The sequence below is a fragment of the Streptococcus sp. E29BA genome (genome assembly GCF_041807805.1).
In the GTDB taxonomy this organism is placed as follows: Bacteria; Bacillota; Bacilli; order Lactobacillales; family Streptococcaceae; genus Streptococcus; species Streptococcus entericus.
The window spans coordinates 21,218-34,062 of the sequence record NZ_JBGTZA010000012.1 but is presented as its reverse complement, the minus strand read 5'-3'; the positions used below and the strand labels follow the sequence as shown (position 1 = coordinate 34,062).

Genomic DNA, 12,845 nt, shown 5'->3' with positions numbered 1-12,845 from the left:
GAAAATGCAACCGTTTTCTACCTTGCTAGTGAAAAAGTTTTCACTTCTTCCACCCCATTTTCAAGTAAAAGCCTTGTAATGACTGCGATTGTAGCCCCAGTTGTGTAAATATCATCGACCAAAATAATTTTTTTAGACAGATTGCATCCAACCAACAACTCATATTTTGGCTGACTCTCCAAACGTTCCTTGCGGCTCTTGCTTGATTGTTTAAGACCTTCACCCTTTGCCAAGATGTTGTGATAACTTACCCCAGCCGCCTCAAGGAGACCCTCGACTTGATTGAAGCCCCGCTCTTCTCGCGTTTGGGGACTGACTGGAACAGGCACGACCTGATAATCACGGTAAGGTTTCAAGGCTTCTTTGACGTCTTTGGCAAATAGCTGAGCTAACACATAGTCACCAAAAAACTTATAGAGAGAAAAGTAACTCTTCATCGCCTCGTTGTAACGGTAAAGCGCAAAATGATTGATGTTAACCCCACGCTCTTGCCAATAAAGACAATCCGCACAGCTTCCGTTGGTCAGCTCCTTGTAACAAGTCGGACAATGGGATGCCCCGATACGGACAAACTGCTCCCTGCAAGACTGGCAAATCATCTGCCTGTCTTGGTAGAGGCACAGGATGGCCCAGAAAGTCGTTGACTGGTCTAGGTCTTGACGGCATAGCAAGCAAGTCATGCTAGTCCCCCTTTTTTATTCATCTCTTTTATTTCTGTTATCACGCGGTTGATGTGTACTGTTACCCCATCGTGGAAAAAGATTAACTCTCCAGTTGGACGCTCTTTACTGCGACCCACTCGACCTGAAATCTGAATTAAACTCGATGCCGTGTAAAGTTTATGATTACTCCAGAGGACAAAAACATCAACACACGGAAAGGTGACCCCCCTTTCTAAGATCGTTGTGGTAACCAAAATACGTAAGCGCCCTTGCCTAAAATCCTCCACCTGGTCGGCTCTTTCTTGTGTCTGACTGGAAACAAATCCAATCGTCTCTTCTGGGAAATACAATGACAGAAGCCGGTGAAATTCTTGCCCCAAGGCAATATGAGGAAAGAAAATCAAGAGCGGGTAGCCTATTTTTGCTTGTCTTGTTAAATAGTTAAGCAGTTTTTTAGGCAACCTGCCTTTGGTCATACTGTCCAGTAAACCTGCCAGCCAGACAGGCGTCGGAATAACCAAAGGATTCCCATGAAAACGCCTTGCTAAATGAACTTTTTTGAGCTGTTTAGCACGCACCTGCCTGTCTAACTGTTCAGTTGATGTTGCCGTCAGGTAAATTTTGCTGCCTGATGGTTTCAAGGCACGCTCGACCGCATGATAGAGGCTGGCATTATCCACAAAAGGGAAAGCATCAACCTCATCAATGATAACCAACTCAAAAGCTTGATAGAACTTGTACAGCTGATGGACTGTGGCAATGACTAAAGGCGCCCTAGTGTACGGATCACTATCCCCATGCAAGAGCACCGTGGAACAGGTAACATCTCTCTTCAATCGACTATATAATTCCTTACAGACATCAATCCTCGGACTGACAACCGCCACTGCCTGCCCTTGGGATAGGACTTGTTCCAAGACAGGATAAATCATTTCGGTCTTGCCAGCGCCTGTGACAGCATGGACGAGGATATTTTCTTTGGCTGCTTGAGCCTTTATCAACTGGTTAGACACTTCCTCCTGATAAGGAGTCAACGTCCCTGTCCAGTTTAGAACAGACCCTGTTGAAAAGTCTTGTTGTTTAAAGGTATAGAGGGGCTGAACACTGGTCACCCGACCCATGGTAATACAGTCCCTGCAGTAACGAGCTCCTGATGGGAGTTGATAGGCCATACTACCTAGACACCGAGCACATGATAATTGTTTCTTGTGCTCTTGTGTTGATGGCAAGTATGTCGCCAATTCACGTTCTTGTGGACTGAGTTGATGAAAGGTGAAGCACCGCCCTAGATAATCTTCTGGTATCGTCATATCTAGCTATTCGTAAAACCTTTGCCAAAACCATTAAAAATCGGTAAAATAAACCTATGAACTATAAGACCATCAAAACCGACGGTATCGTCGAGCAAGACATCAAAAAGTCTCGCTTCATCTGCCACCTCAAGCGAGTAGAAACAGAGGACGACGCCAGAGACTACATTGCTAGTATCAAAAAACAACACCACAAGGCCAACCATTCCTGCTCTGCTATGATTATTGGCAAAAAAAGTGAGATTAAACGTTCGAGTGATGACGGCGAACCCTCAGGAACGGCTGGTGTTCCCATGTTGACGGTGCTTGAGAAACAGGAGCTGACCAACGTGGTGGCAGTCGTGACCCGCTATTTTGGCGGGATTAAGCTGGGCGCTGGCGGACTTATTCGAGCTTACGCGGGAAGTGTGGCTGGCACCATAGCAGAGCTGGGTCGCGTTGAGGTCAAACGCTTGGAGGGACTAGCGATTACTCTGACTTATCCCCAGTACCAGACTTACGCCAATTTCTTAGCTAGTGAAGGTTTAGAGGAGATGGAGACTGATTTTCAAGCCGACATCACAACCAGGGTTTATCTGGATAAGGAAGCCATTCCTGATTTTGTTAACCGTCTGACAGACTATTATCAGGGCAAGGTGGTCGCGACGCCTTCTGGCAGTCAGATTATTGAAGTGAATCTGCATTAAGTTTAATATAGAAAATTCCACCTAAAAATTAGATGGAATTAACTTAATCTTTTTCTATGATACGTTTAAAATAAGTATTGACTCTTATTATTGATAGGCAACAACATTATAGGTTTCAATAACAATAGGACGATAGGTAGTAATGCTTCTAACAACTTGATTTCCTCTAGAAGTATCAACATAATCAATTCGGTATTCTCTCAATTGGACGTCCACCTCAATGGCCAATCGTGAGTTACGATTGGGGTTAGCTGGCGTATCAATACTTACCCCTCTTCCTAAAGAGCCTGATATGCCGTATGTGACGCCATTGTAATTGAACGAACTATTCACCGTAATTGTATTAGTCAATGTTAGGTTATAAGAACTAGCTTTACTCCAGTAAGGTGTCAATGGATTATAGCCAACAAATTTTCTTCCAATGGAAATATTCCGAACAAACCTCTCTCGTGGCTGAATTGGATTATAATATCTCAGTTCTCGTTGATATTGCAGTTGTTCAAAAGCTAGCTTATCTTGAGCAGAAACAAAAAAGTAAGTATCACCATTTCGGTCAGTTACTGAGAACGGACTGGTTAGCTGAATCACGGCAGGCGTTGCTTGCTCCTCTAGATTGCTGGCAAAAACAGTAGTTGTTCCCAATGTAAATGAAGCTAAGGCAATAGTGAATACTATGCTGAAAAATTTTTGAATAGTTGTCATCGTTTGTTCCTCCTTAGATACATTTGGTAAATAATTAAGAAAAAGATTAAGCTGACAAGTAAAGTATAGGCCGTACAAACAGCATAGGTTGCCCAAGGCTCATAGAGAATAAAACGACCGTCGACAAATAAGAAAGCAGCAAGTAATGACAGCAGTAATGTTAATAAACTAATAAAACTCTCTGTTCTCATAGATAAACACCTCCAAATCGAAACCGTTTCCCTTATTTTTATTGTAATCGTTTTCTTTGTTTGTGTCAACTATTGTCAACTATTGTCAACTATTGTCAACTATTGTCAACTATTGTCAACTATTGTCAACTATTTTGTCTGTTAAATTTTATTACCCATGTCTACATCTAATAATGTAAATCAATTATTCGATCAGTTAATAATATTAGATAAACTTCGCCAATTATCACAATTTTTGAACCTAGCCCATTGTTAAGGACAAGGACTATAATGAAAGCCTATCACCCTGATAAAAAACTGGTATTTTACTTCTGCTCTGCTATTTCTTATAATAAAGAAAAAAGTAATAGAGGTGTCTTATGGCAAAGATTTTCAACAACATCCGTGAGCTAGTTGGGCAAACCCCAATCGTGAAACTCAATCGTTTAGTCCCTGAAGGTGCAGCTGATGTCTATGTCAAGCTGGAGTACTTTAACCCTGGGTCATCTGTCAAAGACCGTATCGCCCTCAACATGATTGAGACTGCGGAGCGTGATGGATTGATTAAACCGGGTGACACCATCATTGAACCGACATCTGGAAACACAGGCATCGGTCTGGCTTGGGTTGGTGCTTCTAAGGGGTATAAGGTCGTGATTGTCATGCCTGAGACCATGAGCTTGGAGCGTCGGAAACTGATTCAGGCTTATGGGGCAGAGCTGGTCTTAATCCCAGGGGCAGAAGGCATGAGAGGAGCCATCGCTAAAGCTGAAGAACTGGCTAAAGAACGTCAAGGCTTTATCCCCATGCAGTTCCAAAATGCTGCTAATCCAGCTGTTCACGAAGCAACAACTGGTTCTGAAATCTTAGAAGCCTTTGGTGAAACCGGTCTTGACGCCTTTGTCTCTGGTGTCGGAACAGGAGGGACAGTGACCGGCGTTTCTAGGGTGCTCAAGGCTGCTAATCCTGACATCAAGATTTATGCCGTAGAGGCTGATGAATCAGCTATCTTATCAGGAGAAAAACCTGGTCCGCACAAAATTCAGGGCATCTCAGCTGGCTTTATTCCTGAGACGCTTGACACGACCAGCTACGATGGTATTGTCCGTGTGACTTCCGATGATGCCATTGCGACAACGCGTACTGTAGGTGGGTCAGAAGGCTTCCTGGTCGGTATCTCATCAGGCGCAGCCATTCACGCTGCCATCGAGGTCGCTAAAGAGCTGGGTGCTGGCAAAAAAGTTCTCGCCATCCTAGCAGATAACGGAGAACGCTACCTGTCCTTACCGGCATTTGATTTTGAAAATTAAATCGTGTATCATTTGGAGAAAGTCTGAATAAAGGCTTTCTCTCATTTTATATCTTTAGAAAGGACTGTCTCATGACGGCAAAACGCCTGACCTTAGCATCACTCTTTATGGGGCTAACCATCTTGCTCAGTGCTAGTTTCCTATCAATTCCTGTGCCTGGAGGACACTTTTATTTTAACGGCATCATTATTTTTTTAACAGCTTTACTTTTTAAGCCAAAAGAAGCAGTAATCATTGCTGGTTTTGGGTCTTTTTGGGTGATTTCTTTTTCTATCCAGGACCCATGTTTGTGACCCTGATCACCCACAGCCTGCGGGTATTGGCGATTGCCTTATTCGTTAAGGGGAGAGGACTTCCAGCCCCCAAACAGCTGGTTATCCCAGCCCTCTTGGCTAGGGCAATTATCGATAATATCGGCTATTTTCTCGGACGAGCCTTTGTCTACCGTACCATGGCATACGCCATCATCAAAATCCCTTTTGACCTGGTAGCAACAATCATGGCCATCAGTATTGTTTACTACGTCTATTATCACACTAGCTTTTTAAGGCTATTCAAACAGTTTCTTGGTATCAGAACCAAGAGTTAATCAAAAAGAGGCAAAGACATCATCTATCGTCTTGCCTCTTTTTGATGAACCGTTAAACTAAGCGATGAAAAAGCTACCAACCCAATACATTAAAAGTAAGATGCCAAGAGCGATACGGTAGTAGCCGAATACCTTGAAATCATGTGTTCTGACGTAAGCGGTCAAAAATCGAATGGCGACCATACTAACCCCAAAAGCCGTCAGCATAGCTGTTAATAAAATCCCTAGTTGTGAGAAAGTCAAGCCATTGCCTTCAAGGAAGAATTTTAGAATTTTTAAACCACTGTAACCAAACATGACAGGAATGCCGAGAAAGAAGGTAAACTCTGTGGCAACTGAGCGACTCGCCCCCACAAGCATCCCACCGATAATGGTGGCACCAGAGCGACTTGTTCCCGGAATCAAACTCAATACCTGAAAGCAGCCGATAAGAAAGGCTGTTTTATAAGACATCTTTGCCAAACTCGTTACTTGTGGCTGGGTGTTTAATGTTGCCTGACGATTTTCCAACCAAGTAAAGATGACACCATAAAGGATCAACATTAGTGCCACAGGTACAAAGTGGTAGAGGTGTTTTTCCAAAAAATCATCAAACGGTAAACCTAAGACCAAGGCAGGCAAGATAGCAATGACGACCTTGAGCCATAGTTGCCAAGTTAGGCGAATATCTTGGGCTGACTTCCCTTTTTGAAAGGGGTTGAGCCGTTCAAAATAGATAACCATGACCGCTAAGATGGCCCCTAGCTGAATCACGATATTAAACATGTTCATAAAGGCTTCGTTCTGTCCTTTGAATTGGACAAATTCCTGCACTAAAATCAGGTGACCTGTCGACGATACAGGCAGCCATTCGGTTACTCCTTCAACAAAACCAAATAAAATGGCTTTCAATAATTCAATAAACACAATCTGCTCCTTTTTATTTTTTCTTGGTTAGCTTGGCTTAGAAAGAGCCTCCGCCACCACCGCCACCGCCGCCTGAAAATCCACCGCTAATGCCGGAACTGCCTGAAGAGACACTGAAATGACTAGCAGTGGTCGCCAATTGGCTAGAGGTAACCATGTTTTGCTGGAGGCTATGATGGAGAAAGCCATAATGACCATGTGTCAAGGTCAAGCCAGTATCCTCCGGTAACTCAATTTGATGCAATCGTAAGTATTGTTCAACGCGCTTGGCTTCACCAAATAAAGTGGCATAAACCAGCAGGCGATTCCAAACCACAAGGCCTTCTAATTCAACGCGGTCAAAGGATTTAATATCCTTGAGCATTTGCCAGAAACCAAGCCAAGGCTCTACCTTGGTCTTTCCATCGGTTGTCAATACCCCTTTTTGTGCAAATGGCTGATGCATCTTCGTTCCCCAAATCAAGAGACCAATCGCCAGCCCAGCAATCAGCAAATAGCTAAGAACTGCAGGTCTGAACGCGTGCACAAGAAGTGCAAGAATGCTATAAATGGACAACAACAAGCTAACTGTCACTAGGCCCATTCCAGCACGATAAGTCCCTTTCTCTCTAGCATTCAAAGGACGATAGTTGTTCCCCGTGCCCAGCTCTTTCTCTAGTGCTGAAACACGTGAGCTGATAAGTTTCAGTCCACTGCGATAGCGACTCAAATGGCTCTGTGCCAAACCCTGTATTCGTTTCTCCAGTTGAGTGCCACGATAGTGTTTTTTTAGGGCTTCTTCTTCCTCATCATCGTAGGCATAGGCACTAAATAATGCTGTCACAGGGCAGGAGGTTTTCGTCCCAAAAGCCATATCAAGTAAGGCAAGTTCAAAATCTGCTAGACCCTCTAGGTGTACAATCGACAAACTAGCTTGCTCACCTGTTCCGTCAACACGAAGGTATCGGCGGTCAATCAAGTCCAGCAAACTGGCCTGAAGCATGTTTTCAAACCCTAATTCCCCTTTGTAACCTGGAGTAGTAGGGGCAGTATCCCTAAGTGACTGGTTAAAGATAGACTGCGCTACCAAGAGAGGGGGGAGGTCATCTGGCAGCTCGTAAACCCGATGTGGCAGGCGACCTTGCTGCCGAACCAGTCGGCGAAAGAAGACCAAGGTCACTAGCCCAAGAATCAAACCACCTCCCGCCAAAGCAACAAATAAAATCTCTAAGCGAAATGATAGGGATTTTTGCTTCCTTGCAATCTGAGTTTCAACCTCCTGATAAAGTGGCAGTCCTGCTTGCGTTAACTGAGCGGGTGCGTCTATAATTCCTTTGTCCCAGTAGGCATGCAGATGAAGCTCACCAGAAACATCTGTCGCTGTTATGTCATAAGCCTGATCAACTTGACGAATCTCGGCTCTCGGTCGAAAATAGCCTCGGTGGACAGCTAATTGACTCATCTGGCTACTTTTGGCAGTTTTGATGGTAAAACGAACCTGCTCTAACGGTACCTCCCAATCGCTAATTGGTACCCAGTTTAGACGCGCAATGTCAGGGTATAGGGTGAGAAAATTTTCTAGTCGCCAGTGAACAACCAACCGCACCTTATCACCACTCTCTCCGGCGTTATAAATTTTGAGTTTACGACCGTCCGACCAGTTTTCTTCTTCAATGGTCACGGGAACTAGGGTGTCATTTTTATAGGCCAGCACTTCTGGTGTTCCGACAATAGTTGCACCTTCAGGGAGTGCACCAGCTGTTCCAAGAGTAATGTATTGACCTCTGAAGGACGACTGGTAGTCAAAGGTGATGGTTTGAACCAAGTCAGCTGTATTATCTGCAAAAAAGGTGACTTCAGCCTCATAGGAGGGGATACGGTAGTCCACATCATCTGCCTCTACCCTAAACAGTATCAGCCAACCGAACAAGAGCATCAGACCTAACCATAACTGTTTCTTCATCATCATTCTCTCAATTCCTTATATTCTGTATTAAATCAGTGTTACGTTTATTATAACATATCTTCAGCTAATTTTTGCCAAAAAATCTATTGCTAAGCGAATTTTCACTTGAAATTTTGTGTTATAATAAAAGGACGATAACGCACGGAGGTTATATAGATGACAGACATTAAAAAAGTATTCAAAGATTTGTATCGCTACCAATGGGTCTATCTGCTGCGAGGACTTATCCTACAGATTTTAGTCGGTACAGTTGGAGGCTACCTCCTGTCGGAAGTCTTTTATCTCGTTCTACTTTTGGCAAGGGAAGACCAACTCACCCAGACGAATCTTCTCAGTTTGCTGAAAAGTCCTTGGGCTGTGCTTGGCTGTATCGGATACCTCTTGCTCTTATCTGCTCTTATTTATATTGAATATTCTCTTCTTGTGGACATCATCCGGCGGAAAGATCGTGCTATCAGCTGGTCTTTCAGGCGATTTATGAGACGTTGCCGCGATTTTTTGAAAACCATCTCTGGTTTCCAAATACTCTTTTTTCTAGGTTATATCATCTTAACTATGCCACTTGTCCAGTGGTTGCTTTCATCAACCTTACTAGATGGTGTCCGTATTCCTTACTTTATCACTGACGAATTGCTCAAACAGCCCAAAACCGCCCTGCCCCTCATCATCGGCGGAATTGGTCTTTATTACATCAATTTGAGACTAATTTACACCTTGCCGCTGACTATCGTCCGTTTCCAGACACGTTTCTGGGATAATCTGACGGCCAGTTGGCAGTTAACTAAGGGCAAAAGCTGGCAATTGCTTATAACACTCAGCCTCCTAGCCCTTCCATTAGCTTTTCTAGCCGCTCTTATTTTAACCTTGTTCTTTTTCTTTATCGAACTCACAGGAACAGGACTGCTATCTAAAAGCCTGCAATGGCTACTTGTCACCTTTATCTGGGGAGCTAGCTTGGCTTTGACCATGATGTCAAAACTCACCATTTTATCTTATTTACTCACCCAACTTGAAAAGCATCATCTGCATACATCTTACGAAGACCTGCCAAAAATCCCACGTCGCAGACGCTGGGTAGCCCTAACGCTAATTTTTCTCATCGGCCTCAGTCAATTTGTTGTTAACTATGACCGCCTGTCTTATAATCCCTACAACAAAGCGATAGAAACTATTGCTCACCGGGGCGATGTCAATAAAGGCGTTGAAAATTCTATTGAAGCCCTGGTCGGTGCGGCTGAAGCTCAAGTGGACTATGTGGAAATGGATATTATCCTAAGCAAGGATAAACAATTTATCGTCAGTCACGACAATGATTTACGCCGTCTAACCGGTCAGTCAATCAGTATTAGCGATAGCACAGCTAAAGAGTTGGTTGGTTTGCCAATTTCACAAGACGACTTTAAGAGCCAGTTAGTTGATTTTGACACCTATGTTGCTAAAGCCAAGGAGCTAAACACCAAACTGATGGTCGAGCTCAAACCCCATGGCAAAGAGCAAGCAGACTATGCCCAGCTCGTCGTTGAAACGTTTAAACGCCTCGGCATCACCAAAGACTATAAACTCATGTCTTTGGATTGGGACTTGATTCGCTCCATTGAAATCCTGGCGCCTGAGATTGAAACAGGCTACATCATTCCCTTGCAATTTGGTTACTTAGCTGGAGAGGGAGTTGATTTCCTCTTAATTGAAGATTTTTCCTACCGAGATAAACTAGTTTGGGAAGCCCGATGGCGACAGCAAGAACTCTACGTTTGGACCATCAATCGCGAAGCCCAGATGCAGCATTACCTCCAGACACCGATTGCTGGAATGATTACAGACCATCCTGAATTGGTCAATGATACCAAGAAAGATCTGGAAAAAAATAACCAATTTGTTGATCGCTTATTGCGACTCTTAAACTAAAGGCTTAACACGAGGAGAAGACTCAGTCAAGAACCTGCAGGTGCTTGATTGGTCTTCTTTTCTCATTGTTACCGTTCGGTGCAAGCAGAAGTCGTTGCTCTGTTGATGATATGAGGAGGCTAACACCTCCTAACACCAGCAAATCTCATGAATACCGCCTGAGACAAGTTCAAAATTGACAGACCATTTTGTTTCTCTAGTTACTGAAACCACCGTGTCTTGAAGACCAATGCAAAAGGCCAGGAACAGTTGTCCTAGCCTCATTTTCTACGGATAAACAGCGTTACTGCCTCGTTCATCTAGTCGTCTAAAGTAATAAACGACACTACCGCTCGCCTTATAACGCTCAAAACCTGCTTGTGCCAACTCTTCTTTTAGCGCTGCTTCTCTTTTCTTATCAATCTTGACCAACAGCTTACCCGTGAAATGGTAAGAGACTGCTGTTTTTGGCCAATAATCATCAGCTAAGACCTCGATTTTGACGTCTTTTAACTGGGTGTTTGACTGACCAAACGTGGTGACAAGGAGTAAGTTGGGCTCAAAGGCTCGGTTTATCTGACGAAAAGAACCATGTTGATAAACCTCGGCAGGTACAACCACCATCAACTGTGCCGAACCAAAGTCATGATGACTCGTCAAGCTCATCGGACTGACCTTACCTGGTTTGTCGATTTGGTGAGCAAAACTGACTGATGGCAGTAGAAACAAAAGTAGCATAAAAAGGAGTTTTAGGGGGAATCGTTTCTTCATCGCGACCTCCTTACCAGTTGCTATTAAGTATAAAAATGGCATCTGTAATCATCTCACCAGCCACATGAATGGCTTGAGCGATAATGATAGCACCTATAAGAATCGCTACTGAAATAATGAGTGCATCAATATGTTTCTTCATACGAATCCCTCCTGTTTGCTGAACATCTCGACGGTCGCAAGGCGTTTGCTCTGCTCTATTGCTCTATTGCTCTATTGCTCTATTGCTCTATTGCTCTATTGCTCTATTGCTCTATTGCTCTGAAAGTACCTCTTTGTCTTTATTTTTATAGTTAGAAGCATTGCCTTCAAACTGATTTACAAATTTATTATACCATAAAAAGAAACCGCTATCAACAAAATGCGTCATCTTCTCTTTTACATTTTACAAAAATAGGAGTATAATTTTTAAGCGAGGTAAGTTTATGAAACAATACAACAAATCATCTAAATTAGAACATGTCGCTTACGACATTCGTGGTCCTGTCCTTGATGAGGCCAACCGTATGCGGGCTAATGGTGAGCGAATTTTACGGTTGAATACTGGTAATCCAGCCGAATTCGGCTTCACCGCTCCTGATGAGGTCATTCGTGACCTCATTCGCAATGCCCGTCAGTCAGAAGGCTATTCCAATTCCAAGGGGATTTTCTCTGCCCGCAAGGCAATCATGCAGTATTGCCAGCTCAAGCATTTCCCAAATATTGACGTGGATGATATCTATATCGGAAACGGGGTCTCTGAGCTCATCACCATGTCCATGCACGCGCTCTTGGACAATGGGGATGAGGTATTGGTGCCGATGCCAGATTACCCTCTGTGGACAGCTTCTGTCAGTCTGGCAGGAGGACATGCCGTTCACTATATTTGCGACGAACAGGCCGAGTGGAACCCTGACATTGACGACATCAAGAGCAAGATTTCTGACCGCACCAAGGCCATCGTCCTCATCAATCCCAATAACCCAACAGGAGCCTTGTATCCCAAGGAACTTCTTGAAGAGATTGTGGAAATCGCGCGCCAGCACGAGCTGATTATCTTCTCAGACGAGATTTACGATCGTATGGTCTTTGACGGTCTGGAGCACACACCGATTGCCAGTCTGGCACCAGATGTCTTTGTCGTGACCATGAATGGTCTCTCCAAATCCCACCGTATCTGCGGCTTCCGTGTGGGTTGGATGGTTCTATCTGGTCGCAAGGACCACGTCAAGGGCTACATTGAAGGGCTCAATATGATGTCTAACATGCGACTTTGCTCCAACGTCCTTGCTCAGCAGGTAGTGCAAACCTCTCTGGGTGGCTACCAATCAGTGGATGAGTTGCTAAAGCCTGGCGGTCGCCTTTACGAGCAACGTGAATTCATCACCAGGGCTATCAATGCTATTCCTGGACTGTCTACCGTTAAGCCAAAGGCAGGACTCTATGTCTTTCCAAAGATTGACCGAGACATGTACCGGATTGAGGACGATGAACAATTTGTCCTAGAGTTTTTGAAGCAAGAAAAAGTCATGCTTGTGCATGGTCGGGGCTTCAACTGGAAAGACCCAGACCACTTCCGCATTGTCTACTTGCCTACCGTCGAAGAACTCGGTGACTTGCAAGAAAAACTCGCTCGCCATCTGAATCGCTACAAACGTTAATAAGACTGGGACAAAGGTCCTAGTCTTTTCATTTTGCTAATATCATTTCACCAAAACACAATTCTTGGTGTATTATCCGTTCTAGGTTCTCTTTGAAACCGCCTCCTGGTTTTTTCCTTGTGCCATCTCCTACTGCTTGCTATCTAGACGTCTTGACTGGTAAATATCCGACAACATCTCACTGCCTGAGTTAAGGGCAATTATCAAAATCGTCAAAACAGTAAAAAATTTTCAGATAATTGTTTGCTATTCTTTAACGGCTTTGCTATA

Annotated in this window: 11 protein-coding genes and 1 pseudogene; 5 read left to right on the top strand and 7 right to left on the bottom strand. The window is 44.0% G+C overall.

Features of this window, described 5'->3' with window-relative positions; translation table 11 throughout:
* Nucleotides 1-17: 17 nt before the first annotated feature.
* Both ACERC8_RS04210 and ACERC8_RS04205 read right to left on the bottom strand, forming a co-directional pair.
* On the bottom strand, nucleotides 18-680 hold the full coding sequence (locus ACERC8_RS04210; RefSeq protein WP_373658642.1) for a ComF family protein: 663 nt from the start codon (nucleotides 678-680) through the stop codon (nucleotides 18-20).
* Nucleotides 677-1,972, bottom strand: coding sequence for a DEAD/DEAH box helicase (locus ACERC8_RS04205; protein WP_373658641.1), 1,296 nt, complete (start codon nucleotides 1,970-1,972; stop codon nucleotides 677-679). The genes ACERC8_RS04210 and ACERC8_RS04205 overlap by 4 nt, the downstream gene beginning before the upstream one ends.
* A gap of 56 nt (nucleotides 1,973-2,028) precedes the next feature.
* Here ACERC8_RS04205 and ACERC8_RS04200 point away from each other — a divergent pair, with 56 nt between their 5' ends.
* On the top strand, nucleotides 2,029-2,658 hold the full coding sequence (locus ACERC8_RS04200) for a YigZ family protein (RefSeq protein ID WP_373658640.1): 630 nt from the start codon (nucleotides 2,029-2,031) through the stop codon (nucleotides 2,656-2,658).
* A gap of 87 nt (nucleotides 2,659-2,745) precedes the next feature.
* On the opposite strand, the gene ACERC8_RS04195 is transcribed toward ACERC8_RS04200, so the two are convergent.
* Nucleotides 2,746-3,360: a hypothetical protein gene (locus ACERC8_RS04195; RefSeq protein ID WP_373658639.1), complete on the bottom strand. Its 615-nt coding sequence runs from the start codon at nucleotides 3,358-3,360 to the stop codon at nucleotides 2,746-2,748.
* A 550-nt stretch (nucleotides 3,361-3,910) separates the two neighbouring features.
* On the opposite strand from ACERC8_RS04195, the gene cysK reads away from it, so the two are divergent.
* Complete coding sequence (gene cysK / locus ACERC8_RS04190; RefSeq protein WP_373658638.1) at nucleotides 3,911-4,840, top strand: cysteine synthase A; 930 nt, start codon at nucleotides 3,911-3,913, stop codon at nucleotides 4,838-4,840.
* 71 nt (nucleotides 4,841-4,911) lie between these two features.
* Nucleotides 4,912-5,429 (top strand): annotated as a pseudogene (locus ACERC8_RS04185) (ECF transporter S component).
* 57 nt (nucleotides 5,430-5,486) lie between these two features.
* On the opposite strand, the gene ACERC8_RS04180 reads toward ACERC8_RS04185, so the two are convergent.
* Both ACERC8_RS04180 and ACERC8_RS04175 read right to left on the bottom strand, forming a co-directional pair.
* On the bottom strand, nucleotides 5,487-6,338 hold the full coding sequence (locus ACERC8_RS04180; RefSeq protein ID WP_373658667.1) for an undecaprenyl-diphosphate phosphatase: 852 nt from the start codon (nucleotides 6,336-6,338) through the stop codon (nucleotides 5,487-5,489).
* Between the two features lie 34 nt (nucleotides 6,339-6,372).
* Nucleotides 6,373-8,283: a DUF2207 domain-containing protein gene (locus ACERC8_RS04175; RefSeq protein ID WP_373658636.1), complete on the bottom strand. Its 1,911-nt coding sequence runs from the start codon at nucleotides 8,281-8,283 to the stop codon at nucleotides 6,373-6,375.
* A 153-nt stretch (nucleotides 8,284-8,436) separates the two neighbouring features.
* On the opposite strand from ACERC8_RS04175, the gene ACERC8_RS04170 reads away from it, so the two are divergent.
* Nucleotides 8,437-10,185: a glycerophosphoryl diester phosphodiesterase membrane domain-containing protein gene (locus tag ACERC8_RS04170; RefSeq protein ID WP_373658635.1), complete on the top strand. Its 1,749-nt coding sequence runs from the start codon at nucleotides 8,437-8,439 to the stop codon at nucleotides 10,183-10,185.
* A 267-nt stretch (nucleotides 10,186-10,452) separates the two neighbouring features.
* On the opposite strand, the gene ACERC8_RS04165 is transcribed toward ACERC8_RS04170, so the two are convergent.
* Together ACERC8_RS04165 and ACERC8_RS04160 are read right to left on the bottom strand one after the other, a co-directional pair.
* The gene (locus ACERC8_RS04165) at nucleotides 10,453-10,935 is read right to left on the bottom strand and encodes a hypothetical protein (protein ID WP_373658634.1); all 483 of its coding nucleotides are present in this window, start codon (nucleotides 10,933-10,935) and stop codon (nucleotides 10,453-10,455) included.
* Nucleotides 10,936-10,945: 10 nt separating this feature from the next.
* A complete protein-coding gene (locus ACERC8_RS04160) occupies nucleotides 10,946-11,077 on the bottom strand; it encodes a hypothetical protein (protein ID WP_373658633.1) in 132 nt (43 codons plus the stop codon).
* A 283-nt stretch (nucleotides 11,078-11,360) separates the two neighbouring features.
* Here ACERC8_RS04160 and ACERC8_RS04155 point away from each other — a divergent pair, with 283 nt between their 5' ends.
* Nucleotides 11,361-12,575, top strand: a complete 1,215-nt coding sequence (locus ACERC8_RS04155; RefSeq protein WP_373658632.1) for a pyridoxal phosphate-dependent aminotransferase — start codon at nucleotides 11,361-11,363, stop codon at nucleotides 12,573-12,575.
* Nucleotides 12,576-12,845: the final 270 nt, after the last annotated feature.

Bases quoted from the DNA above. Each gene is read 5' to 3' on its own strand.
- ACERC8_RS04155 (WP_373658632.1), top strand. From the start codon at position 11,361: ATGAAACAATACAACAAATCATCTAAATTAGAACATGTCGCTTACGAC.
- ACERC8_RS04195 (WP_373658639.1), bottom strand. From the start codon at position 3,360: ATGACAACTATTCAAAAATTTTTCAGCATAGTATTCACTATTGCCTTA.
- ACERC8_RS04165 (WP_373658634.1), bottom strand. From the start codon at position 10,935: ATGAAGAAACGATTCCCCCTAAAACTCCTTTTTATGCTACTTTTGTTT.
- ACERC8_RS04170 (WP_373658635.1), top strand. From the start codon at position 8,437: ATGACAGACATTAAAAAAGTATTCAAAGATTTGTATCGCTACCAATGG.
- ACERC8_RS04160 (WP_373658633.1), bottom strand. From the start codon at position 11,077: ATGAAGAAACATATTGATGCACTCATTATTTCAGTAGCGATTCTTATA.
- cysK (WP_373658638.1), top strand. From the start codon at position 3,911: ATGGCAAAGATTTTCAACAACATCCGTGAGCTAGTTGGGCAAACCCCA.
- ACERC8_RS04200 (WP_373658640.1), top strand. From the start codon at position 2,029: ATGAACTATAAGACCATCAAAACCGACGGTATCGTCGAGCAAGACATC.
- ACERC8_RS04210 (WP_373658642.1), bottom strand. From the start codon at position 680: ATGACTTGCTTGCTATGCCGTCAAGACCTAGACCAGTCAACGACTTTC.
- ACERC8_RS04205 (WP_373658641.1), bottom strand. From the start codon at position 1,972: ATGACGATACCAGAAGATTATCTAGGGCGGTGCTTCACCTTTCATCAA.
- ACERC8_RS04175 (WP_373658636.1), bottom strand. From the start codon at position 8,283: ATGATGATGAAGAAACAGTTATGGTTAGGTCTGATGCTCTTGTTCGGT.